This is a genomic window from Dakarella massiliensis (assembly GCF_001182045.1).
Taxonomy (GTDB): Bacteria; Pseudomonadota; Gammaproteobacteria; order Burkholderiales; family Burkholderiaceae_F; genus Mesosutterella; species Mesosutterella massiliensis.
This window is the reverse complement of record NZ_CVTY01000005.1, coordinates 59,120-84,063: the sequence shown is the minus strand read 5'-3', so window position 1 is coordinate 84,063 and position 24,944 is coordinate 59,120. Positions and strand designations below refer to the sequence as shown.

Here is a 24,944-nt window from a genome sequence, read left to right as displayed (position 1 = left end):
CTGATAGAAACGGGAGGAAGGTTTTATATTATCTGCCTGCTCCATCCTCACACTTTCCCCTCCTTCCAGGAATTCATGCGGCGTTTCCATTCAGCAAAAGAAGCACTGACCCAGGTATTCGGCTATGCCGATTTTCGCCCGCATCAGGAGGAAATCATCGAAGCCGTGATTGAAGGGCGGGACGCGCTGGTGCTGATGCCGACAGGCGGCGGGAAGAGCCTCTGCTACCAGATCCCCGCGCTCGTCCGTGAGGGAACCGCGGTGATCGTGTCGCCTCTCATCGCGCTCATGCAGGATCAGATCACCGCGATTCAGGACCGGGGGCTCGAGGCGGCCTGTCTCAGTTCCGCTAATTCTCTTGAAGAAAACCGGGAGATTGAGAGTCAGTTCCTCTCGGGGACACTCGACTTTCTTTACGTCACCCCTGAGCGGCTTGTGAACGAGTGGACGATCTCGATGCTGCAGAGGGCGAGAGTATCGCTTTTCGCGGTTGATGAAGCGCACTGCGTTGTGACCTGGGGTCACGATTTCCGCCCGGAATACGGCGCGCTCGGCCTTTTGAAAGAGCGTTTCCCGTCCGTTCCCCGGATAGCGCTGACCGCGACGGCTGATGCCTCGGCGCAGCAGGAAATCTCGGAACGTCTTCTGATCGATCCTAAGATCTTCATCACGAGCTTTGACCGCCCGAATATCCACTATCGGGTGACATTCGGCGCAGGGGAAGTGAAGCGTAAGCTTCTCGCCTTCATCACGCAGCGTCATCCGGGGCAGACCGGCATCATCTACTGCATTTCGCGCCGTCAGGTGGATACGATCGCTGACTATCTCCGCGGTAAGGGAATCCCCGCGCTGCCTTATCACGCGGGGCTTGACGCCTCACTCCGGGAAGAGAACCAGAGGGAGTTCATATCGGGCTGCGGGATCGTCATGGTGGCGACTGTGGCGTTCGGCATGGGGATTGATAAGCCGGATGTCCGGTTTGTTGTCCATATCGGGCTTCCGAAGAGCATTGAGGCGTACTTCCAGGAAACAGGTCGCGCGGGCCGCGACGGAAAGCCGTCAGAAGCCTGGCTTATCTGGGGGTGGCGTGACGTGATGATCCAGCAGCAGTTTATCGAGAGCGGGGACGGCAGCCCGGAATTCAAGCAGCAGTCGCTTGAAAAGCTGGATGCCATGGTGGGGTACGCCGAAACCGGTGAGTGCCGAAGGCATTATCTCCTTGCCTGTCTTGGTGAGGAGTCTTCGACCCACTGCGGCTGCTGCGATAACTGCGACAGGCCGCCTGAGATGGCGGACCGGACGGTGGACGCTCAGAAATTCGTGAGCTGCGTGATACGGTGTGAAAGAGCCTCCGGGTGCTGCTTCGGCATGACGCATGTCATCAATGTGCTCCGGGGAGAAAGAACAAGCCTTGTCGCGGGGTACGGACACGAAAAACTCTCTACCTGGGGGATCGGAAAGGATCTGAGTGAGGAGGAGTGGCGGGAACTTGCCCGTGTTCTCATCGCGAAACGGATTCTGAACGCTGACTGGAAGAGCGAGGGGGTGCTGCGCCCGGGACGCGCGCGAGCGCTTCTGAAGGGAGAGGAAACGATTCTCGTGCGGGTCAGCGCGCCGTCACGCCCCGAGCTGAAGCAGGGGCGCGTGAGAAAGCCGATCGAGGTCCGGAAGGACTATCGGCCGCTTGCGGACGCGCTCCGTGCCTGGCGCCGTGAAACCGCGGAGGCACAGGGGATTCCGGCCTATCGCATCATGACTGACGTGAGCCTCTCTGAAGTCGCCTCGATCCACCCGCAGTCGTTTGAGGCCCTCAGCCACGTGAACGGCATCGGCCCGAAGAAGCTTGACGCCTACGGGACCGAGATTATCCATATCGTGCGGGACTTCATGCGAAAGAAAAAAGGCACCGAAGTCTGACTTCGATGCCTTATGCGGGTGAGATCCTGAGCTTCTGGATCAGACTCCGAGTTCCTTCGCGCGGGGCTTCTGCTTACGTCCCTTCAGAATACGGTCGAACAGGCAGTTCGGCGCGATCTTCATCAGTTTCGCGAGCAGTCCCATCTGCCACGGAATCACCGTGTAAGTCTTATGCGCGTCAATCGCGCGGACAGCGCGCCTCGCGAACTCATCCGGCTCAAGGATGAAAGGCATCGGGTAGGGGTTCTTCGACGTGAGCGGGGTTTTGACGAACCCCGGGCAGACAGTCAGAACCTTAACGCCGTGCTTCATCATTTCGATGCGGAGGCTTTCGCAGTAGTTGATAACGGCAGCCTTGCTGGAGCAGTAGGCTTCCGACCCCGGAAGGCCGCGGATGCCGGCAACAGAACCAATGCCGACCAGCGTTCCGGCATGTCTCTCGATCATCGCCGGAAGGAAGCCGTGGAAGGTGTTCGCCATGCCGATAACGTTGATCCGATAGACCCGGTCCATAACGGCCAGATCTTCGTAGTACTGCGTCTTCACGCCGATCGAAACTCCGGCGTTCGCAATCACGACGTCGGCGGGGCCCACTTCCTTCTCGAAGCGGTGAGCTGTTTCAATGATGCCGTCCCGATCGGTCACGTCGGCGACATAGCCCTTGTGACCGGTGCCGGGGAGCGAGGCGATCAGACGGTCGAGCGCATCCTGATGATGGGCCACAAGACCGAGAGTAGCGCCCTTCGCGGCGTAAACCCTGGCGAGGCCGGAACCAATGCCGCCGGTCGCGCCAGTGATGAAAACGTTAAGTGACATGCAGAACTCCGAAACCAGTTAGAGGCGAGCCTTTCTCGCGCGCTGGGCGAGGGTCTCAACGACGACCAGATCGCTCTCGCGGGTCGGCGTCATATGCGGGCCCGTGACGTACTTGCCGTCGATACCGATCATCGGCGTCGCGTCAATGCCGTAGGACTGCCAGAGACGGGAAGCGGCGCGGGTCTTGTTGGCAACGCCGAAAGAATTGTAAGCGCTGTTCCACTGCTTGGCGTTCACGCCGGCCTTCACCATGAAGTCCGCGATATCGGCAGCCGGATTTTCGTACTTATGCGTCTGGTAAATGACGGACTCAAAGAACTTCATATGAAGCTTCGGCAGCAGGCCGAGAGACTCGAGCGCGTAGTAGGTCTTCACAAACGGATCCAGGCGGGAGTCCCAGGCAACCGGATTCATCTTGAAGTCGATCCAGGAGGGGAGCTTCTTCGACCAGGGCTCGATGATCGGATCAAAGCGGAAGCAGTGCGGGCAGGTATAGGAGAAGAAGTACACGACTTCAATCTTCTTATCCTTCATCGGCACAACGGGACGAACCATCGTGTATTCCTTGCCTTCCACCGGTGCGGTAGGAGTAGCAAACGCAGACAGCGGAAGCGAGGCAAGCGAGGCGGCCGAGAAAGTCAGAAGGTTTCTGCGTGAAATCATTTGAGAACGTTTCCTAAAAATCAGTGAATGATCTGGCCAGGAATGTCATTGGCGCGGAGCGTGCTCTGTGCCTTGCGGGCATCCCCTTCAGAGTGGAAGGGTCCAATACGGACGCGATAGCGTCCATCATTGCCGTGAGAAACGCTGGAATCAAGTCCGGAGAACGCAATTTTGGCTCTAATTGTTTCAGCCTCGTCAGGCGTCTTATAGGCGCCGACGAGAACGAAAAAGTCAGGCGTCTGGGGCTGAACCGTCGTGGGAGCGGCCGCGTTGTTGTCCGCAAGCTGCTTATCGGCGGCCTGATCATCCTGAGCCGGACGGCTCGGGGCAGGGGCCTTGGCGGCAGCCGCGGGGGACGAAGCCTGAGCGGAAGCGGGCTTGGGAGTCGTTCCGGGAGCGTAAAGCTTCTCATTCGGATCGGAGGACCGGCCCTTAAGCGCGTCCTGAACATATTCCGTCGACGAGGACTGAACCTTGCTCATGAACGGAACCGGAGACTCCGTTACGAACAGGGCGCCGCCAGCGGCGACAAGAAGGGCGACGACAGCGCCGCAGAGAAAGCCGGTTAAAAACTGCTTCATGAACAACTCCTTTTTCCAGAAAAGGGAATTTTCAAAAAGTTACATCCTCTTCGGGGCACTGACCCCGAGGAGAGCAAGACCGTTGCCGAGCACCTGGCGCACAGCGGCGAGCAGCGCGAGACGGCTGTTGCGGGTGGCCTCGTCCTCAACCAGCACGTGCTCTTCGTTATAGAAGGCGTGGAAGCTCGCGGCGAGATCGCGCAGGTAGAAGCAGAGCGTATGGGGCGTCAGGGCTTCAGAGGCGGCGGTCAGCGTTGCGGAGTAATCCGCAAGATGATTCATCAGGCTGATTTCCTTTTCGGAAGTCAGCTGTGAGAGATCCATGGCAAGCATCTCTTCCGTGCTCGGAATCTTAAAGCCCTTTTCAGAGGCCTGGCGGAAGACCGAGCAGATGCGCGCATGAGCGTACTGCAGATAGTAGACCGGGTTCTCGTCGCTCTTCGACACAGCGAGGTTCACGTCGAAAACGAATTCAGCGTCAGCCTTACGGGAGACGAGGAAGTAACGGGCGGCATCACGGCCGACCCAGTCAACCAGGTCGCGCAGCGTGATGTAGGAGCCGGAGCGCTTGCTCATCTTCACTTCCTGGCCATCCTTCATCACGAGGAGCATCTTGTGCAGGAGCCACTCGGGGAAGACCTTCGGCACATCGAGACCGAGAACCTTCGCCGCGGCCTGAATACCGGCGCGGAGGCGGGCTCGGGTACCGTGGTGATCAGAACCCTGGATGTTGATGGCGCGCGAGAAGCCGCGGCGGAACTTCGTGAGGTGATAGGCGACATCCGGCACGAAGTACGTGTAGAAGCCGTCCTGCTTCTTCATCACGCGGTCCTTGTCGTCGATCAGGCCGCCGAGGTCTTCCTTCGTGAAGTCCGTCGTACGGAGCCAGAGCGCGTTGTCCTTCTCATAGGTGTGGCCGGAGCGGATCATCGCGTTCACGGCTTCCTCAACATAGCCGTCCGAGTAGAGCGAGCTTTCGAGATAGTAGTTATCGAAGGAAACGCCGAGAGCCCTGAGGTCCTCGTCCTGTTCGTTGCGCAGATAAGCAACGGCGTACTTGCGGACGAGAGCGCTGTTATTCAGATCGCCGTCCGGAGTGATCGTTTCACCGGAGCTCGTCACGGGACGCTTCGCGATGTAGTCCTTCGCGATATCGGTGATGTATTCGCCGTGGTAGCCGTTTTCCGGGAAAGTGATCTGCTCGCCGAGGAGCTCCTTGCCGCGGAGCGTAACGGAGACGGTCAGATTGTTGATCTGAGCGCCGGCGTCGTTGTAGTAGTACTCACGCGTGACCGCCCAGCCCTGGGTGGCGAGAATCTTCGAGAGCACGTCGCCGAGGGCACCCTGGCGGGCGTGGCCGAGATGCAGCGGGCCGGTCGGATTGGCGGAAACGTATTCCACAATGACGGACTGGCCGGCCTTCGACTGATTGGTGCCGAAAGCTTCACCCTGACGGAGAACAGTCTTCACGATTTCCTGCTGAGCCGACTTGGCAAGGCGCAGATTGATGAAGCCCGGACCCGCGATTTCCGCAGAGGAGAGCAGCGTGCTGAATTCAGGATCCGCCTTCATGACGGACACGAGCTGCTCGGCGATCTGGCGGGGAGCCTTGTGAAGAATCTTGGCGGACTGCAGCGCGACCGTACAGGCAACGTCGCCGTGTTCGGCGAGTTTCGGGCGCTCCAGCGTAACGGGAAGGGAGCCTGCGCCGATAGCGGTAAGGGCGCGGGTGAAGAGGCCAATCAGGGCCTGTTTTTGTTGATCGAGCATTTTTGCAGGAAAACGGACTGTTCTAAGTAATCCCTCTATTTTCGCAGAGTGCGGAGAGGGCGGGTAAAACGTGCGGGGTTTTTCGCGGGATCCGGCCCCCCGTTCGGGCGGGCCGGAAATCCGTGTGCGCGAGTCTCAGCGTCAGACTGCGGAGGTGCGCCGGTCGTGGCTGATCAGCGCATAGGCGGAATGATTGTGGATGGATTCGAAGTTTTCCACCTGGAGTTCGTAGGAGACGATGCGGGCGTCCTTATTGAGGTCGGTCGCGACGTCGCGGATGATATCCTCAACGAACTTGGCGTGATCGTAGGCGTATTCCGTGACGAACTTCTCGTCCTCGCGCTTCAGAAGAGACCAGAGCTCGCAGGAGCCGTTCTTTTCAGAGTAGCGGATCAGCTCCTCAAACGGAATGGCTTCCGAGCAGAGAGCGTCAATCGTGATGTGGGAGCGCTGATTGTGTGCACCGTAGCGGGAGATTTCCTTGCTGCAGGGGCAGAGGCTCGTCACCGGCGTGAGGACGCGTTCGCGGACCGTGGTCTCACCGTTCTCGCACGTCACCGTAAAACCGGCTTCGTAGCTCATCAGGCTCGACTGCTTGGAGATCGGAGCTGATTTGCGCACGAAGAAGGGGAAGTCAAACTCAATCTGACCGGAGACGGCGTCAAGCGTCTTCAGCATCCGGACCATCAGATCTTCGAGAACGGGCTTGCAGAGCGGCTCGCGGGTCTCGTCAAGCAGACGGAAGAAGCGGGACATATGGGTGCCTTTCTGCCCGGCGGGGAGAGACACGTACATATTGACTGTAGCAACCGTGTGGAGCGGGCCGTCGACCGAGGCGACGACAACGGGCACGCGAACCGACTTGACGCCAACACGCTGAATCGGAATGTGACGGCCGTCAGCGCTCGACTGGACGTCGGGCAGCGCGCAATTAAGAGAATTATCTGCGTTCATAAATAGATGTTCTGCCAATGAAGAGTAAGGAGGGCAGATGCGGGCTTGAAGACTCCATCGTTTCTGTTTCGATTTGTAGTCCTGATCGGCTTGGCTGAGGGGAGTTAATGCCGTCGGAAGTCGATCCCGCCGAAGCTCTCAAAGGTTTCTTGAGTACTCTCGTTGTGCGAAAGATTAGACATTGTAACCAAAACAAGGGAAAAAACAGAGACAGCCTCTTTATTTCTTAAAGAAATGTCGCAGAATAAATGAAATGGCAAAGATTCAGAAAGGAAAGAAAGAATGAGCGGTCGCTTTTATTACTATGGCGGTGGCGGGAACTCTCCGTACGGCTGGGTAGCCTGGGTGATCGGTCTGGCGGTTTTCGTCGGACTGGGCATTCTGTTGCTTCCGATCGTTGGAGCCATCGTTCTGATCCTCGCCGCGGTGGCTGTCGCAGGCTTCCTCTTCCGCGTGGTGGCTGGGCTCCTGTCGCCGGGAAACCGTGAGGGAAGTGATATTCCCGAAAGCGGGAATATGCCAGGGAGCGAAGAAGCCTTCCAATCCCGTGAGCCGAATCCCGCGGCTCCCGAACCAATTGCCTGTGATCCGACCCTTGAGGTGAAGGACGCCGTGGTCATTGAAGAGATCGACAGGGAAAATCGCAGCGATAACAACAGGAAAAACTCCTGATTAGGGAAAACGATTATTTATCAGAAAGAAGAAATTTAACTCTGACGCTTGACTTTTTGTTCTGTTATTCGCATAATCCTATTCTCGCTTCCCCGGAGGGGTGCCTGAGTGGCTAAAAGGGGCAGACTGTAAATCTGTTGGCTTACGCCTACGATGGTTCGAATCCATCCCCCTCCACCAATTTTTCGGTAAGGGAAGAATCCAGTTTGTATGGGCGGGAGGTAAACCTCGCGTCTGTTGGGCGGGTGTAGCTCAATGGTAGAGCAGAAGCCTTCCAAGCTTACGACGAGGGTTCGATTCCCTTCACCCGCTCCAAGATTTATGCCCGTGTGGCTCAGTGGTAGAGCACTCCCTTGGTAAGGGAGAGGTCATGCGTCCGATCCGCATCACGGGCACCATTTTTCTATTGGCTGATGTTCATCAGCCGCATCTACCAAGTCCGGGAGCTGTTCACCATGGCAGAAAAAGAGAAGTATGTACGTAGCAAGCCCCACGTGAACGTGGGCACGATTGGTCACGTTGACCACGGCAAGACCACCCTGACGGCCGCTCTGACGACCGTCCTTGCCCAGAAGTTCGGCGGCGCGGCTCTCGCCTATGATCAGATTGACGCGGCTCCTGAAGAAAAGTCCCGTGGTATTACGATTAACTCCGCTCACGTTGAGTACGAGACCGAAAAGCGTCACTACGCTCACGTTGACTGCCCGGGGCACGCTGACTATGTGAAGAACATGATCACGGGTGCCGCTCAGATGGACGGTGCCATCCTGGTGGTGGCTGCTTCCGACGGCCCGATGCCCCAGACCCGTGAGCACATCCTGCTCGCCCGTCAGGTCGGCGTGCCGAACATCATCGTTTACCTGAACAAGTGCGACCTGGTTGACGATCCCGAACTGCTCGAACTCGTCGAGATGGAAGTTCGCGAACTGCTGACCGAGTACAAGTTCCCGGGCGACGACATCCCCGTCATCCGCGGTTCCGCCAAGCTCGCCCTCGAAGGCGATCAGTCCGAGTACGGCGTTCCGTCCGTCCTCAAGCTGGCCGACACGATGGATTCCTACTTCCCGGAACCCGTCCGTGAACTCGACAAGCCGTTCCTGATGCCGATCGAAGACGTGTTCTCCATCTCTGGCCGCGGCACCGTGGTGACCGGCCGTGTGGAACGCGGCATCATCCACGTCGGCGATGAAATCGAAATCGTCGGTATCAAGCCGACCCAGAAGACGACCTGCACGGGCGTTGAAATGTTCCGCAAGCTCCTCGACGAAGGCGAGGCTGGCGACAACATCGGCTGCCTGCTGCGTGGTACGAAGCGTGAAGACGTCGAGCGCGGCCAGGTTGTGGCCAAGCCCGGCACGATCACCCCGCACACCAAGTTCGCTGCTCAGGTGTACGTTCTGAAGAAGGAAGAAGGCGGCCGTCATACCCCGTTCTTCAAGGGCTATCGTCCGCAGTTCTACTTCCGTACGACGGACGTGACTGGCACGATCGAGCTGCCGGAAGGCACTGAAATGGTGATGCCTGGCGACAACACCACGATGACCGTGACGCTGATCGCCCCGATCGCTATGGAAGAAGGTCTGCGCTTCGCTATTCGTGAAGGTGGTCACACGGTTGGTGCCGGTGTGGTTGCCAAGATCATCGAGTAATTTGCTAGAATTGCAGACCTCTATCGAGGGGTCTGCAGTTGCAGGGGTATAGCTCAATCGGCAGAGCGACGGTCTCCAAAACCGTAGGTTGAGGGTTCGATTCCTTCTGCCCCTGCCATCAGTTACACAAAGCCAAGCCGCGATCAATTGAGTGACCGCGGCTTAGTTGTTTATCGGGGAAACGCCCCGTTGGGTTAGAGAACCAATAATGAGCAAACCAAAAGAGCAGGTTGAGGAGCCCAGTAAGGGGCGCGATCTCGTCCTCGTCACGATTGCCATCATAGTGGCGGTTGCAGGCGTTCTTGCCTTCACTTTCCTCAGTGATCAGCCTCTGGGCGTGCGTCTCGCCTGCCTGGCCGCCGGTCTTGTGGTTGGCTGCGCCATTGCCTGGTTCAGCCCATCGGGTAAGCGGTTCATTGCCTATGGACGCGCTTCTTACGATGAGCTGCGCCTTGTTGTCTGGCCGACTCGCCGCGAAACCCTGACGAGCACCGGGCTTGTGATGGGATTTGTCGTAATCATTGCATTGTTCCTTTTCGTGATTGACAAGATCATCGAATGGGGACTCTATGATGTTCTTCTGAAGCTTATCTAAACAGCAGCAGGGGGACGGAGATCGAAATGACGGAAGAAGCCAAGCCTAATACCGAAGCGGGTAACGCTGAAGAAAATGCATCTGCCGGAAACATGAAGTGGTACACCATTCATGTTTATTCCAGCATGGAGAAGAGCGCTTACAACGCACTGGTTGACCGGATCTCGCATTCGGAATACAAGGACCTGTTCGGTGAAGTGCTTCTCCCGACTGAGAAGGTTGAGGATATCCGCAACGGTCGTAAAGTGACGACCGAGCGCCGTCTCTATCCGGGATACATCTTCATCCAGATGATCATGAATGATGATACGTGGCATCTGGTCAAGAACACTCCCCGTGTTATGGAATTCCTGGGCGGCAATCGCCCGACCCGCATTCCGGAATCCGATATTGCCCGCATCAAGGGCACGGTCGCGGAAGGCGTGGAGAAGCCGAAGCCCAAGGTGCTCTTCGAGCTCGGCGAAACGGTCCGTGTGAAGGAAGGCGCTTTTGCCGACTTCAATGGCCGTGTTGATGAAGTGAACTACGACAAGAGCCGTCTGAAGGTTCTCGTGTCGATCTTCGGCCGCCAGACTCCGGTTGATCTGGCTTTTGACGAAGTAGAAAAAGTTTAATTTATATCAAATAGATGCTCCTTTGAATAGTGGACTTAAAATGTGGGTTCGCTATAATAAAGGGCTTATTTGATTTCACTGTGGGGAGCCCGACTGTCGGGCGACTGAACCCAAGAGGATAACTATGGCAAAGAAAATCATCGGCTTTATCAAGCTGCAAGTGCCAGCCGGTAAGGCTAATCCTGCGCCGCCTATCGGCCCGGCTCTCGGCCAGCGTGGCCTGAACATCATGGAATTCTGCAAGGCCTTCAATGCCCGCACGCAGTCCATGGAAAAGGGTCTTCCGATTCCGGTCGTGATCACCGCCTTCGCGGATAAGTCCTTCACGTTCATCATGAAGACTCCTCCGGCGACGATCCTGATCAAGAAGGCTGCCAAGATTGAGAAGGGTTCTGCTCGCCCGCACACCAACAAGGTCGGCAAGATTACCCGCGCTCAGGCTGAAGAAATCGCCAAGGCCAAGGAGCCTGATCTGACTGCTGCTGATCTCGACGCGGCTGTTCGCACCATCGCCGGCTCCGCCCGCTCGATGGGTATCACGGTGGAGGGTCTGTAATGGCTAAGAAACTGTCCAAGCGCGTTGCTGCCAACCGTGCGAAAGTTGAACTCGGCAAGCTTTACGATGTGAAGGAAGCTATCGACCTGGTCAAGGGCTGCGCCTCTGCCAAGTTTGATGAGTCCTTCGACGTTGCCGTTCAGCTCGGTATCGATCCGAAGAAGTCTGACCAGACCGTCCGTGGCGCCTGCGTGCTGCCGGAAGGCACTGGCAAGGTTGTTCGTGTTGCTGTGTTCACCCAGGGTGCCCGCGCTGAAGAAGCGAAGGCCGCCGGTGCTGACATCGTCGGTTTCGATGACCTCGCCGACAAGGTGAAGGCTGGCTTCATGGACTTCGACGTTGTGATCGCCTCCCCGGACGCGATGCGCGTTGTCGGCCGCCTCGGCCAGGTCCTCGGCCCGCGTGGCCTGATGCCGAACCCGAAGGTTGGCACCGTGACCCCGAACGTCGCCGAAGCTGTCAAGAACGCCAAGGCTGGTCAGGTTCAGTTCCGTGCTGACAAGGCCGGTATCATTCACGCCTCCATCGGTCGTGCTTCTTTCGAGACCCCGCGCCTCGAAGCCAACCTCAAGGCTCTTATTGAAGCCCTGAACAAGGCTAAGCCTGCCGCCGCCAAGGGCGTGTACCTGAAGAAGGTTGCTCTCTCCTCCACCATGGGCATCGGTGCCCGCGTGGATCTGAGCACGCTTTCCAACTAATAAGTTTCATCATGGCGCTCCCCGAAAGTGGGGCGCTGTGCTGGGGCCGCGAGGCCCCAAGGGCTTTGGTGGCCGTGCCACAGCGCACGGCCAATGTCAAAGACCGCTGGAAGCGAGAGCTTTAAAAGTCTTAAGAGCGCCGACCCGAACGGGCAGCGCAATAAGATATCCAACGTAGACGGCAAAACCGAAGAGAGTGAATTACGTTGTACCGCAGGCCCATGTCGGCGGCTGCTCGTTCCCCTCTCTCTCGAGGTGAGCCGGTCATAAAAGAACCGGTGCTAGTTACTAGCACCTCTGAGTGGAGCCAGACCATGGGTCTTAATCGTCAAGATAAAGCGGCTGTGATCGAGGAAGTGAAGGCACTTGCTGCCGAAAGCACTTCCCTGATTTTCGCCGACTACCGTGGACTGAGCGTTGAAGCAATCACCGCCCTGCGCAAGGAAGCTCGCCAGAACGGTGTGAAGTTGCGTGTTGCCAAGAATACCCTGGTGAGCCGTGCCGTCGCCGAGACTCCGTTTGCCTGCGCTGCCGATAGCTTTACCGGCCCGCTGGTTTACGGCTTCTCTGCCGATCCGGTTGCCCTCGCCAAGGTGCTCTTCAACTTTGCTAAGAAGAACGAAGCGTTCGCCATCAAGGGCGGCGTCATGGATGGTAAGGCTCTTGACCTTGCCGCCATCGAGGCCCTCTCCACGATGCCGAGCCGCGACGAACTGATTGCTAAGTTGATGGCCACGATGAACGAGCCGATCGCTAAGTTCGTGCGTACCCTCAACGAAGTTCCGGCGCGTCTTGTGCGCACCGTCGCTGCAGTTCGAGATTCGAAGGAACAGGCTGCTGCCTAATCCTGTAGTTTTTTAAATTTAACCATACACAACGTATACGGAGTCATTTCAAATGGCACTCTCTAACGAAGAAATCCTCGAGGCGATCGCCTCCAAGTCCGTCCTTGAGATCTCTGAGCTGATCAAGCTGATGGAAGACAAGTTCGGCGTTTCCGCCGCCGCCCCGGTTGCTGTCGCCGCTGCTGCTGGCGCTGCCGCCCCGGCTGCTGAAGCCAAGTCCGAGTTCGACGTCGTTCTGTCCGACGTTGGCGCGAACAAGATCAAGGTGATCAAGGTCGTCCGTGAAATCACGGGCCTGGGCCTGAAGGAAGCCAAGGATCTGGTCGAAGCCGCCCCGAAGGCTGTTAAGACCGCCGTTGCCAAGGCTGAAGCCGAAGAGCTGAAGAAGAAGCTCGAAGAGACCGGTGCTAAGGTCGACCTCAAGTAATTCTTTTTTGAATGCTTGAATTATCCGGTTCGGAGTTCCTCCGAACCGGATAAAATCGCTAGTGTCGATTTTGAAAAGAATTTGCCCTTGCGAATTTCTTTCAAAGTCTTCCCTAAATGAGTGAGAGTTGGGTCCTAACTAAAGTCTAGGATTGTGCCGCTGGGATAATCTGTTGTATCCAAGCGGCTTTTGCCGTCTCTTGCTTTTTCTTCTCTGGAGCAGGGTTTTCTTCCCTGACTCGCGTCGAACGGAGTGTCCATGTCGTACTCGTTCACTGAAAAGAAGCGCATCCGGAAAAGCTTCGCCAATCGTCCGAGCGTCCTCGCAGTGCCCCCCCTGTTGGATATTCAGTTGCGGTCTTATGCAGATTTCCTGCAGGCTGATGTTAAGCCGAATGCCCGCAAAGATATCGGTCTTCAGGCCGCCTTTACCTCTATCTTCCCGGTTTCCAGCCACAATGGGCTGGCCCGCCTTCGTTTTGTTAGTTATGACCTGGCTAAGCCAGAGTTTGATGTTGCAGAGTGTCAGCTCCGTGGTCTGAGCTACTCCTGCCGCCTTCGTGCCAAGATCCAGCTCGAGATCTATGACCGTGACGCCCCGACGACTGTAAAAGAAGTTCGGGAGAATGAAGTCTACATGGGCGAGATCCCTCTCATGACTGAGAAGGGCTCTTTCATCATCAACGGCTCTGAGCGAGTTATCGTCTCCCAGCTGCACCGCTCCCCTGGTATTTTCTTTGAAAATGACAAGGGCAAGACTCACTCCTCCGGCAAGCTGCTGTTCTCTGCCCGAGTGATTCCTTACCGCGGCTCCTGGCTCGACTTCGAGTTCGATGCGAAGGATATTCTCTTCTTCCGTATTGACCGCCGCCGCAAGATGCCCGGCACGATTCTGCTGAAGGCTCTGGGTATGACCCCAATGCAGATTCTCGCCCGCTTCTTCGAGTTCGATCACTTCACGCTGTCCGCGGAAGGTGCTCGTCTGTCGCTCATTCCTGAGCGCCTGAAGGGTGACTCTCTCGGCTTCAACATCGTCGACAAGGACGGCAAGATCATCGTCCCGGGCGACAAGCGCGTGAATGCCCGTCACGTTCGCCTGATCAATCAGGCCGGCATCAAGGAAATCCCCGTTCCGGACGATTACCTGATTGACCGTGTGCTCGCGAAGGACATCTATGATGAGGAAACCGGTGAGCAGATCGCTGCCGCCAACGCCCTGATCGACGAGAAGCTGCTTGAGAAGCTGCGTGCCGCCAACATCACGGATATCGAGACGCTCTACACGAACGAACTCGACCACGGCGCTTACATTTCCGAGACTCTGCGTCTTGATGAAACGGCCGATAAGCTCGCCGCCCGCATCGCGATCTACCGCATGATGCGCCCGGGTGAACCGCCGACCGAAGAAGCTGTCGAATCCCTGTTTGAACGCCTGTTCTTCTCGACCGATACGTACGATCTGTCCCGTGTCGGCCGCATGAAGATCAATGCCCGCTTCGGCAAGTCCGATATGACCGGCGCTGCCACGCTGACCGCGGAAGACATCGTTGACACGATGATGCTGCTCGTCGCGCTGCGCAACGGCCAGGACGATGTCGTCATGACTGACGATAACGGCGTCCAGCGTACCGTTCCGGTGAATGGCGTTGATGATATTGACCACCTCGGCAACCGCCGCGTCCGCTGCGTCGGCGAACTGGCTGAAAACCAGTTCCGTGCCGGCCTCGCCCGCGTTGAGCGCGCCGTGCGTGAACGCCTCGGCCAGGCTGAGAGCGACAATCTCACACCGCAGGACCTGATCAACAGCAAGCCGATTTCTGCCTCGATCCGCGAGTTCTTTGGCTCCAGCCAGCTCTCGCAGTTCATGGACCAGACGAACCCGCTGTCCGAAATCACGCATAAGCGCCGTATTTCGGCCCTTGGCCCGGGCGGTCTGACCCGTGAGCGCGCCGGCTTCGAAGTGCGAGACGTGCATCCGACGCACTACGGCCGTGTCTGCCCGATTGAGACCCCTGAAGGTCCGAACATCGGTCTGATCAACTCGCTCGCTATTTACGCCCGCCTGAACGACTACGGCTTCCTTGAGACGCCGTATCGCCGCGTGGTTGACGGTGTCGCGACCAGCACGATTGACTACCTTTCCGCTATTGAGGAAGGCAAGTACATCATCGCCCAGGCGAACGCTGATCTGGATGAAAACAACCGCCTCACGCAGGAACTCGTGTCTTGCCACGAGAAGGGTGAATTCGTTCTGGCCCGTCCGGCTGACATTCAGTACATGGACGTTGCCCCGTCGCAGATCGTGTCTGTGGCCGCTTCCATGATTCCGTTCCTGGAGCATGACGACGCGAACCGAGCCCTGATGGGCGCGAATATGCAGCGTCAGGCCGTGCCCTGCCTCCGTCCGGAGTATCCGTTCGTCGGCACCGGCATGGAACGCACTGTTGCTGAGGACTCCAAGACGGCTGTCCAGGCCCGCCGCGGCGGTATCGTCGACTATGTTGACGCTAACCGTGTCGTTATTCGTGTGAACGACGAGGAAAGCGTTGCCGGTGAAGTGGGTGTTGATATTTACAACCTGCAGAAGTTCACCCGCTCCAACCAGTCCACGACGATCAATCAGCGTCCGATCGTGATGATCGGCGACCATGTGGCGAAGGGTGACGTGCTGGCTGACGGCGCTTCGACCGATCAGGGCGAACTCGCTCTCGGCCAGAACATGCTGATCGCCTTCATGCCGTGGAACGGCTACAACTACGAAGACTCGGTGCTGATCTCCGAGAAGGTCGTGGCTGATGACCGCTACACCTCGATCCACATCGAGGAACTCTCTGTCGTTGCCCGTGATACGAAGCTCGGCGCGGAAGAAATCACGCGCGATATTTCGAATCTGCCTGAGCAGCAGCTGAACCGTCTCGACGACGCCGGCATTGTGTTTATCGGTGCTGAAGTTGAGGCCGGCGACGTGCTGGTCGGCAAGGTGACGCCGAAGGGCGAAACCCAGCTCACGCCGGAAGAGAAGCTGCTGCGCGTGATCTTCGGTGAGAAGGCCTCCGACGTGAAGGATACGTCGCTGCGCGTTCCGTCCGGCATGTCCGGCACCGTGATTGACGTTCAGGTCTTCACCCGTGAAGGCGTGGAACGCGATTCCCGCGCGAAGTCGATTATTGAAGACGAACTGAAGCGCTACCAGCGAGATCTGGACGACGAACGCCGTATTGTTGAGACTGACGCCTGCGCCCGTCTCCGCCGTCAGATCACCGGCAAGAAGGTTCTCACGGCCCCGAACGGCCTGGGTGCCGGCTCGGTTCTGACCACCGAATACCTCGAAGGCCTGAACTACCAGCAGCTCTTCTCCATCGTGATGGAGACTGAGGATGATCAGAAGCTGATCGACCTCACGAAGAAGGCTCTGGAGAACAAGGTGAAGGAATTCGCCGAAGCCTACAACCTGAAGAAGGACAAGCTCACCCGCGGCGACGAACTGCCCCCGGGCGTGCTGAAGATGGTGAAGGTTTACATCGCCGAACGCCGCCGCCTGCAGCCTGGCGACAAGATGGCAGGCCGTCACGGTAACAAGGGTGTGGTCTCCAAGGTGAACCCGGTTGAGGATATGCCGTACATGGCTGACGGCCGTCCGATGGACATCGTGCTGAACCCGCTCGGCGTGCCGTCCCGTATGAACATCGGCCAGGTGCTGGAAGTCCATCTCGGATGGGCGGCCAAGGGCCTCGGCTGGCGTCTGCAGGAACTGCTCGACAGCGAACGCGGCAAGCAGGTGAAGGAAATCCGCGCCTTCCTGGAGAAGGTCTACAACATGACCGGCAAGAAGGAAGACATCGCGAGCCTCACCGATGACGAAGTGATCGCCATGGTGAACCGTATCAAGCACGGCATTCCGTTCGCGACGCCGGTGTTCGACGGTGCAAGCGAAGAGCAGATCAAGCAGATGCTGGAGATGGCATTCCCGGATTCCGAAGTGAAGCGCCTCCAGCTCACGCCGAACCGTGAACAGGCCACGCTGTACGACGGCCGCACGGGTGACGCGTTTACCTGCCCGGTGACGGTTGGCTACATGCACTACCTGAAGCTGCATCACCTGGTTGACGACAAGATGCACGCCCGCTCCACCGGTCCGTACTCCCTCGTGACCCAGCAGCCGCTCGGCGGTAAGGCTCAGTTCGGCGGACAGCGTTTCGGCGAAATGGAAGTCTGGGCTCTTGAAGCTTACGGCGCAGCCTACACGCTGCAGGAAATGCTGACGGTGAAGTCCGACGACGTTAACGGCCGTACGAAGATGTACGAAAACATTGTCAAGGGCGATCTGTCGATTGATGCCGGTATTCCGGAATCCTTCAATGTTCTGGTGCGCGAAATCCGCTCGCTCGGCATCGACATTGACTACGAGAAAAATTAAGGACGGTTTTCGAGATGAATAACGCCTTTCTCAATCTGTTTCAGCAGGTGCAGCAGGACAATCACTTTGATGCCCTGCGCATTTCGATCGCTTCGCCGGAAAAGATCCGTGAGTGGTCTTACGGCGAAGTGAAGAAGCCGGAAACGATCAATTACCGCACCTTTAAGCCGGAGCGTGATGGTCTTTTCTGCTGCCGTATTTTCGGGCCGATCAAGGACTACGAGTGCCTTTGCGGTAAGTACAAGCGCATGAAGCATCGCGGCGTCGTCTGCGAGAAGTGCGGCGTCGAAGTGACGCTGTCCAAGGTGCGCCGCGAACGCATGGGCCACATCGAGCTCGCGAGCCCGGTGGCTCACATCTGGTTCCTGAAGAGCCTGCCGTCCCGCATGGGCATGGTGCTCGATATCCCGCTGCGCGATATCGAACGCGTGCTGTACTTCGAAGCCTATATCGTTGTTGATCCGGGCATGACCCCGCTGAAGCGCGGCCAGCTCCTCACCGAAGACGATTACGCCGCGAAGACCGAAGAGTTCGGTGACGAATTCAAGGCCATGATGGGTGCCGAGGCAATCCGTGAGCTGCTGAAGTCTATCGATATTCCGAAGGAAATCGAGACGCTGCGCACGGAGCTGAAGGAAACCAATTCCGACGCGAAGATCAAGAAGTACGCGAAGCGCCTGAAGGTCCTCGAAGGCTTCCATCGTTCCGGAATTCATCCGGAATGGATGATTCTCGAGGTGTTGCCGGTGCTGCCGCCGGATCTGCGTCCGCTCGTGCCGCTCGACGGCGGCCGTTTTGCGACCTCCGATCTGAACGATCTGTACCGCCGCGTGATCAACCGTAACAACCGTCTGAAGCGTCTGCTCGAGCTGAAGGCCCCGGACATCATCGTGCGCAACGAAAAGCGCATGCTGCAGGAAGCTGTCGACTCTCTGATCGACAACGGCCGCCGCGGCAAGGCGATGACCGGTCCGAACAAGCGCCCGCTCAAGTCTCTCGCTGACATGATCAAGGGTAAGTCCGGCCGCTTCCGTCAGAACCTGCTCGGTAAGCGTGTGGACTACTCCGGCCGTTCCGTGATTACGGTGGGTCCGGAACTGAAGATGCACCAGTGCGGTGTGCCGAAGCCGATGGCTCTCGAGCTCTTCAAGCCCTTCATCTACAACAAGCTTGAGATGCGTGGTCTCGCGAACACGATCAAGGCTGCGAAGAAGATGGTCGAGACCCAGGATCCGGTGATCTGGGACATTCTCGAAGAGGTGATTTACGAGCACCCCGTGATGCTGAACCGTGCGCCTACGCTGCACCGTCTCGGCATTCAGGCGTTCGAACCCCGTCTGATCAGCGGCAAGGCTCTCCAGCTCCCGCCGCTCGTCTGCGCTCCGTTCAACGCCGACTTCGACGGCGACCAGATGGCTATTCACGTGCCGCTCTCTCTGGAAGCTCAGACCGAAGCCCGTACGCTGATGCTGTCGACGAACAACGTCCTCTTCCCGGCTAACGGTGATCCGGCGAACGTTCCGTCTCAGGATATGGTGCTGGGTCTCTACTGGAGCACCCGCGCCCGCGTCAACGCGCCTGGCGAAGGCATGTTCTTCGAGGACGTGGATGAAGTCCGCCGCGCTCTCTCCGCCGGCATCGTGACGCTGCAGACCCGCTGCACGGTCCGCGTGAAGGAGTACGACCTGAACCGCGAAACCGGTGAGACGAACGAACGCACGATCCGTGTCGAAACGACTGCGGGCCGCGCTCTGCTGTCCGAAATCCTGCCGAAGGGCATGAAGTTCTCCGACATCAACAAGACGCTGAAGAAGAAGGAAATCGCCCGTCTGATTTCTACCTGCTTCCGTGTCTGCGGTCTCCGCGCGACGGTGGACTTTGTTGACGCTCTGAAGAACCGCGGCTACTACCTCTCCACGCAGGCCGGTATTTCGATCTGCGTTGACGATATGAAGGTTCCGGCCGAGAAGCAGAAGCTCGTTGATGACGCTGAGAAGGAAGTGGAAGAGATCCAGTCCCAGTACACCTCCGGTCTCGTGACGCAGGGCGAACGCTATAACAAGGTGGTGGACATCTGGGGCCGTACCGCTGATGAAGTCGGTAAGGTCATGATGAAGGATCTGTCTGTCGAGCCGGTTATCGACCGCCATGGCAACAAGACCACCCAGGAATCGTTCAACGCCGTGTACATGGCTGCTGACTCCGGTGCCCGAGGCTCTCCTGCCCAGATCCGTCAGCTGGCCGGTATGCGAGGCCTGATGGCGAAGCCGGACGGCTCCATTATTGAAACGCCTATTACGGCTAACTTCCGTGAAGGCCTGAACGTTCTGCAGTACTTCGTGTCGACCCACGGTGCCCGTAAGGGTCTGGCCGATACGGCTCTGAAGACGGCTAACTCCGGCTACCTCACCCGCCGACTGGTGGATGTGACGCAGGACCTCGTCGTTACGGAGCAGGACTGCGGCACGAAGAATGGCGTGAAGATGCGCGCTCTCGTCGAATCCGGCGATGTGGTGCAGGCTCTGCGCGACCGTATCTTCGGCCGAGTGGCTGCGGAGGACATCAACAATCCGGAAACGGATGAGCTGATCGCTGCCGCTGGCACGCTGATTGATGAGAACATCTGCGACAAGATCGATGCCGCCGGCATTGATGAAGTGATGGTCCGCACGCCTCTTACGTGTGAAACCCGTCACGGCATCTGCGCCAAGTGCTATGGCCGCGATCTCGGCCGCGGCACTCTGGTGAACGAAGGCGAAGCGGTCGGCGTGATCGCTGCTCAGTCCATCGGTGAACCGGGCACGCAGCTGACGATGCGTACGTTCCATATCGGCGGTGCGGCGAGCCGTGCTGCTGTGGCTTCGAGCGTTGAAGCGAAGGCCTCCGGTAAGGTGAACTTCACCTCCGCGATGCGCTACGTCACGTCGAACAAGGGCGAACTCGTGGTGATTTCCCGTTCCGGCGAAATCGTCGTGACGGATGCCACGACGGGCCGCGAACGTGAACGTCATAAGATCCAGTACGGTGCCACGCTGTCCGTGCATGAAGGCCAGCTGGTGAAGGCCGGCGAGCAGATGGCGACCTGGGATCCGATGACGCGTCCGATTATTTCGGAATACGCCGGTAAGATCCGCTTTGAAAACGTGATCGACAACGTCACGGTGATGAGCCAGACCGATGAAGTGACCGGTCTGTCCACGCAGGTTGTTATCGACTCCAAGCGCTCCACCTCGAGCCACGGTTCGAAGAAGGGCGGCTCCACCGGCACGCTGCGTCCGTTGGTCCACCTGATCGACGCGAACGGTAATGAGGTGAAGATTCCGGGTACGGACCACGCTGTGACGATTCAGCTGCCGGTTGGCGCTCTGGTCACGGTTCAGGACGGTCAGGAAATCGGTCAGGGCGAAGTGCTTGCCCGTATTCCGGTTGAATCCCAGAAGACCCGAGATATTACGGGCGGTCTGCCGCGAGTTGCCGAGCTCTTCGAAGCTCGCTCTCCGAAGGACGCCGGTATGCTGGCTGAAGTGACCGGTACGGTGACCTTCGGTAAGGAAACGAAGGGCAAGCAGCGTCTGATGATCACGGATAACGAAGGTGTTGATCACGAATTCCTGATCCCGAAGGACAAGACCGTGCTGGTGCATGACGGCCAGGTGGTCCAGAAGGGTGAAGAAATCGTTGACGGACCGGCCGATCCGCATGATATTCTGCGTCTGCTCGGTATTGAGGCTCTGGCCCGCTACATCGTCGACGAAGTTCAGGACGTGTACCGTCTGCAGGGTGTGAAGATCAACGATAAGCACATCGAAGTGATCGTCCGCCAGATGCTGCGCCGCGTGATCGTTGCTGATCCGGGCGACACGGGCTTCATCCAGGGTGAGCAGGTCGAACGCGCTGAACTCCTCGACGCGAACGACGAAGCGATCAGCCAGAACAAGCGTCCGGCGACCTACGAGAACCTGCTCCTTGGTATTACGAAGGCCTCGCTCTCGACCGACTCCTTCATTTCGGCCGCTTCCTTCCAGGAAACGACGCGAGTGCTCACCGAAGCCGCCATTATGGGCAAGGTTGACCACCTGCGCGGCCTGAAGGAAAACGTGATCGTCGGCCGTCTGATTCCGGCCGGTACCGGCCTTGCCTATCACAAGGCTGTGAAGGCGAGAGAAGCTGCCGAGGCTGCTGAAGCCAAGGCGCTCGCCGAAGCGACCGTTGCTGAACAGGTGGCTGTCGCGACCGAACAGGCTGCTCAGAGCGCTTCCGCTCAGAAGCCTGAATCTCCGGCCTCTGACAACTAAGACGCGTATTTAAGCCTCTGGCTTATGAAGGCCGCCGCAGAATCCTGCGGCGGCCTTTTTCATAGGGGATCGCCCGTAAGGGGTATATATTTCAAGCGCTTAAACGAAAAAATTTTTGTTCAGAACTTGACAATTCCACACTTAAAGGCGATACTCACATGTCTTTTCTCGACCACAAGGGGAGGAGTGTTTCTCCAAACCGCGTGAAGAGGAAAGATTTTTGCATTGTTAAACCTATAAAAGTTTTTGATTTTCAAAGCTTTTAAGTTTTTTTGACGGACGTTTTTAATGCCAACTATTAATCAGCTTGTGCGCAAACCTCGCACTCTTACGCATGATAAGAGCAAGAGCCCTGCGCTGAAGAACAGCCCGCAGAAGCGCGGCGTTTGCACCCGTGTTTACACGACCACCCCGAAGAAGCCGAACTCCGCTCTGCGTAAGGTTGCGAAGGTTCGCCTGACCAACGGCTTCGAAGTCATTTCCTACATCGGCGGCGAAGGCCACAACCTTCAGGAACACTCCGTGGTTCTGATCCGTGGCGGCCGTGTGAAGGATCTGCCGGGTGTGCGTTACCACATCGTTCGCGGCTCTCTGGATACCCAGGGCGTGAAGGATCGTAAGCAGTCCCGCTCCAAGTACGGTGCGAAGCGCCCGAAGGCTGCTTAATCAGCTTTCGATGCTAAACGGCATGAGGAGAATGGTCTCCAGGTGCCGAGTAAGTCGCAGCCTGCATCATGTGGCTACTGGAAATCGAGGCCTGCCAGAAAAGGCCCAAAATGACTGAAGATATTTAACGAGAGGAATTATGCCCCGTCGTCGTGAAGTACCAAAACGCGAAGTTTTGCCGGATCCTAAGTTCGGTAGCGTTGAAATTACCAAGTTTGTTAACGTGATCATGCTGGACGGCAAGAAGGCCGTCGCAGAGCGCATCGTTTACGGCGCCCTGAAGCAGATCGGAGAGAAGTCCGGTAAGGACCCCCTGGAAGTTTTCACCACTGCACTCAATAACGTCCGTCCGTTGGTTGAAGTGAAGAGCCGCCGAGTCGGCGGTGCCAACTACCAGGTTCCGGTTGAGATCCGTCCGGTCCGTCGTATGGCTCTGGCCATGCGCTGGCTCCGTGAAGCTGCCAAGAGCCGCTCTGAAAAGTCCATGCCGCTCCGCCTCGCCGGCGAGCTGCTTGACGCTTCCGAAGGTCGCGGCGGTGCCGTGAAGAAGCGTGACGAAGTCCATCGTATGGCTGAAGCCAACAAGGCCTTCTCTCATTTCCGCTTCTAATCCATTTAAGTTCTGGGCAGAAAGACGAAATCCCCGCTTTCTGTCCAGAAAAGGACAAATCAAACTATGCGTACCACTCCGATTGAGCGCTATCGCAACATTGGCATCTCTGCCCACATTGACGCGGGCAAGACGACCACGACCGAGCGCATTCTGTATTACACCGGCGTAAACCACAAGATCGGCGAAGTGCATGATGGCGCGGCGACGATGGACTGGATGGAGCAGGAACAGGAACGTGGCATCACGATTACCTCCGCCTGCACCACCTGCTACTGGCACGGCATGAAGATGCAGTACCCGGACGCCTACCGTTTCAACATCATCGACACCCCTGGGCACGTGGACTTCACTGTTGAAGTGGAACGTTCCCTGCGCGTGCTCGACGGCGCCGTCATGGTTTATGACTCCGTCGGCGGCGTTCAGCCCCAGTCCGAAACCGTTTGGCGTCAGGCCGAGCGTTATCACGTGCCGCGTATCGCGTTCGTGAACAAGATGGACCGCGTCGGCGCGAACTTCTTCCGCGTTTACGATCAGATCAAGAACCGTCTGCACGGCAACCCCGTGCCGGTCGTGATTCCGGTTGGTGCTGAAGACAACTTCCGCGGCGTTGTTGACCTTCTCGAAATGAAGGCCATCATCTGGGACGAAGCCAGCCAGGGCATGAAGTTCGACTACGAAGACATCCCCGCTGATCTCGTTGACTCCGCCAACGAATGGCGCGAGAAGATGATCGAGTCTGCCGCTGAAGCTTCTGACGAGCTGATGGACAAGTACCTCGAGAACGGCACGCTCTCGAACGAAGAAGTCGTTCAGGGTCTGCGCGTTCTGACGATCGCGAACAAGGTTCAGCCGATGCTTTGCGGCTCCGCCTTCAAGAACAAGGGCGTGCAGCGCATGCTCGACGCCGTCGTTGAGTTCCTCCCGTCCCCGATCGACATTCCGCCGGTCCAGGGCTTCGACCTCGATGACAAGCCGGTTCTCCGCCACACTGACGACAACGACTTCTCCAGCGCTCTGGTCTTCAAGATCATGACGGACCCGTTCGTTGGTCAGATCTCCTTCATCCGCGTGTATTCCGGCATTATGGTTTCCGGCGAAACCGTGCTGAACTCCACGAAGGACAAGAAGGAACGTCTCGGCCGTCTGCTGCAGATGCACGCCAACCAGCGTCACGAAATCAAGCAGGTTGAGGCAGGCGATATTGCTGCTGCCGTCGGCCTGAAGACCGTGACCACGGGCGACACGCTGTGCGACCCCGAGCACCCGGTGATCCTTGAAAAGATGGAATTCCCGGATCCGGTTATTTCTGAGGCTGTTGAGCCGAAGACCAAGGCCGACCAGGAAAAGATGGCTCTCGCCCTCAGCCGCCTGGCTCAGGAAGATCCGTCCTTCCGCGTGCACACCGATGAAGAATCCGGCCAGACCATTATTTCCGGTATGGGCGAGCTCCACCTCGACGTGCTGGTTGACCGTATGCGTCGTGAATTCAACGTCGAAGCCACCGTTGGCAAGCCCCAGGTTGCTTACCGTGAAACGATCCGCTCCGTGGTTGAAAAGGCCGAATGCAAGTTCGTCAAGCAGACGGGCGGCCGCGGCCAGTACGGTCACGTTGTGCTGAAGCTGGAGCCGCAGCCTGCCGGCAAGGGCTTCGAATTCGTTGACGCCATTAAGGGCGGCGTGGTTCCGCGTGAGTACATCCCCGCGGTCCAGAAGGGTATTGAAGATGCCCTGAAGGCTGGCGTGCTGGCCGGCTACCCGGTGGTTGACGTCAAGGCTACGCTGTATTTCGGTTCTTACCACGAAGTTGACTCGAACGAAAACGCGTTCAAGATCGCCGGCTCGATGGCGTTCAAGGACGGTATGCGTGAAGGCAACCCGGTTCTGCTCGAGCCGATCATGAAGGTTGAAGTCGAAACGCCTGAAGAGTACATGGGCGACGTCGTCGGTGACCTTTCTTCCCGCCGCGGCAAGATCGACGGCATGGATGATCAGCAGGGCGGCGGCAAGGCCATCCGCGCGATGGTTCCGCTGGCTGAAATGTTCGGCTACGCGACCCGTCTGCGTTCTCTCACGAAGGGCCGTGCAACCTATGTCATGGAATTCGACCACTACGAGGAAACCCCGCGTAACGTGGCTGAAGCTGTGATTGCTGAAAAAGCTAAGTAACCTTGCGTAACTGATAAAATAAACAATCAGT

General features: G+C 57.7%; 19 protein-coding genes and 4 tRNA genes. 18 read left to right on the top strand and 5 right to left on the bottom strand.

Annotated features, from left to right (window positions below):
* Positions 1-75 precede the first annotated feature (75 nt).
* Positions 76-1,917, top strand: coding sequence for a DNA helicase RecQ (recQ, locus tag BN1936_RS02080; protein WP_022444229.1), 1,842 nt, complete (start codon positions 76-78; stop codon positions 1,915-1,917).
* Between the two features lie 39 nt (positions 1,918-1,956).
* On the opposite strand, the gene BN1936_RS02075 is transcribed toward recQ, so the two are convergent.
* The 5 genes from BN1936_RS02075 to folE2 all read right to left on the bottom strand — a co-directional run bounded on the left by BN1936_RS02075 (position 1,957) and on the right by folE2 (position 6,701).
* On the bottom strand, positions 1,957-2,733 hold the full coding sequence (locus BN1936_RS02075; protein ID WP_022444230.1) for an SDR family oxidoreductase: 777 nt from the start codon (positions 2,731-2,733) through the stop codon (positions 1,957-1,959).
* 18 nt (positions 2,734-2,751) lie between these two features.
* Positions 2,752-3,396 (bottom strand): thiol:disulfide interchange protein DsbA/DsbL, encoded by a 645-nt coding sequence (locus tag BN1936_RS02070; RefSeq protein WP_049686535.1) that lies wholly within the window; start codon positions 3,394-3,396, stop codon positions 2,752-2,754.
* 20 nt (positions 3,397-3,416) lie between these two features.
* Complete coding sequence (locus tag BN1936_RS02065; RefSeq protein WP_022444232.1) at positions 3,417-3,977, bottom strand: SPOR domain-containing protein; 561 nt, start codon at positions 3,975-3,977, stop codon at positions 3,417-3,419.
* 39 nt (positions 3,978-4,016) lie between these two features.
* Positions 4,017-5,747: an arginine--tRNA ligase gene (gene argS / locus BN1936_RS02060; RefSeq protein ID WP_049686534.1), complete on the bottom strand. Its 1,731-nt coding sequence runs from the start codon at positions 5,745-5,747 to the stop codon at positions 4,017-4,019.
* 141 nt (positions 5,748-5,888) lie between these two features.
* Positions 5,889-6,701, bottom strand: coding sequence for a GTP cyclohydrolase FolE2 (gene folE2 / locus BN1936_RS02055; protein WP_049686533.1), 813 nt, complete (start codon positions 6,699-6,701; stop codon positions 5,889-5,891).
* 282 nt (positions 6,702-6,983) lie between these two features.
* On the opposite strand from folE2, the gene BN1936_RS02050 reads away from it, so the two are divergent.
* The 17 genes from BN1936_RS02050 (at position 6,984) to fusA (ending at position 24,913) form a co-directional block, all read left to right on the top strand.
* On the top strand, positions 6,984-7,373 hold the full coding sequence (locus BN1936_RS02050) for a hypothetical protein (protein ID WP_022444235.1): 390 nt from the start codon (positions 6,984-6,986) through the stop codon (positions 7,371-7,373).
* A gap of 94 nt (positions 7,374-7,467) precedes the next feature.
* A tRNA-Tyr gene (locus tag BN1936_RS02045) sits at positions 7,468-7,553 on the top strand.
* Positions 7,554-7,614: 61 nt separating this feature from the next.
* Positions 7,615-7,688 (top strand) — tRNA-Gly (locus tag BN1936_RS02040).
* An 8-nt stretch (positions 7,689-7,696) separates the two neighbouring features.
* Positions 7,697-7,771, top strand: a tRNA-Thr gene (locus tag BN1936_RS02035).
* 57 nt (positions 7,772-7,828) lie between these two features.
* Positions 7,829-9,022, top strand: a complete 1,194-nt coding sequence (gene tuf / locus BN1936_RS02030; protein ID WP_049686531.1) for an elongation factor Tu — start codon at positions 7,829-7,831, stop codon at positions 9,020-9,022.
* A 42-nt stretch (positions 9,023-9,064) separates the two neighbouring features.
* Positions 9,065-9,140 (top strand) — tRNA-Trp (locus BN1936_RS02025).
* Positions 9,141-9,230: 90 nt separating this feature from the next.
* Positions 9,231-9,617 (top strand): preprotein translocase subunit SecE, encoded by a 387-nt coding sequence (secE, locus tag BN1936_RS02020; RefSeq protein WP_022442729.1) that lies wholly within the window; start codon positions 9,231-9,233, stop codon positions 9,615-9,617.
* 26 nt (positions 9,618-9,643) lie between these two features.
* Positions 9,644-10,231 carry a transcription termination/antitermination protein NusG gene (gene nusG / locus BN1936_RS02015; protein WP_022442728.1) on the top strand — a complete coding sequence of 196 codons (588 nt, stop codon included), beginning with the start codon at positions 9,644-9,646 and terminating at the stop codon, positions 10,229-10,231.
* Positions 10,232-10,355: 124 nt separating this feature from the next.
* Positions 10,356-10,787: a 50S ribosomal protein L11 gene (rplK, locus tag BN1936_RS02010; protein WP_022442727.1), complete on the top strand. Its 432-nt coding sequence runs from the start codon at positions 10,356-10,358 to the stop codon at positions 10,785-10,787.
* Complete coding sequence (rplA, locus tag BN1936_RS02005) at positions 10,787-11,485, top strand: 50S ribosomal protein L1 (protein WP_022442726.1); 699 nt, start codon at positions 10,787-10,789, stop codon at positions 11,483-11,485. Before rplK ends, rplA begins: the two co-directional genes overlap by 1 nt.
* A 314-nt stretch (positions 11,486-11,799) precedes the next feature.
* Entirely contained in the window at positions 11,800-12,330 is a 531-nt protein-coding gene (gene rplJ / locus BN1936_RS02000; protein ID WP_049686532.1) for a 50S ribosomal protein L10, read from the top strand.
* A 52-nt stretch (positions 12,331-12,382) separates the two neighbouring features.
* A complete protein-coding gene (gene rplL / locus BN1936_RS01995; protein ID WP_022442686.1) occupies positions 12,383-12,757 on the top strand; it encodes a 50S ribosomal protein L7/L12 in 375 nt (124 codons plus the stop codon).
* Positions 12,758-13,015: 258 nt separating this feature from the next.
* Positions 13,016-17,173 (top strand): DNA-directed RNA polymerase subunit beta, encoded by a 4,158-nt coding sequence (gene rpoB / locus BN1936_RS01990; RefSeq protein ID WP_022442687.1) that lies wholly within the window; start codon positions 13,016-13,018, stop codon positions 17,171-17,173.
* A 14-nt stretch (positions 17,174-17,187) separates the two neighbouring features.
* Positions 17,188-21,468, top strand: coding sequence for a DNA-directed RNA polymerase subunit beta' (gene rpoC / locus BN1936_RS01985; RefSeq protein WP_022442688.1), 4,281 nt, complete (start codon positions 17,188-17,190; stop codon positions 21,466-21,468).
* A gap of 288 nt (positions 21,469-21,756) precedes the next feature.
* Entirely contained in the window at positions 21,757-22,134 is a 378-nt protein-coding gene (gene rpsL / locus BN1936_RS01980; protein ID WP_022442689.1) for a 30S ribosomal protein S12, read from the top strand.
* Between the two features lie 139 nt (positions 22,135-22,273).
* Positions 22,274-22,744 carry a 30S ribosomal protein S7 gene (gene rpsG / locus BN1936_RS01975; RefSeq protein WP_022442690.1) on the top strand — a complete coding sequence of 157 codons (471 nt, stop codon included), beginning with the start codon at positions 22,274-22,276 and terminating at the stop codon, positions 22,742-22,744.
* 66 nt (positions 22,745-22,810) lie between these two features.
* A complete protein-coding gene (gene fusA / locus BN1936_RS01970) occupies positions 22,811-24,913 on the top strand; it encodes an elongation factor G (protein ID WP_022442691.1) in 2,103 nt (700 codons plus the stop codon).
* Positions 24,914-24,944 lie beyond the last annotated feature (31 nt).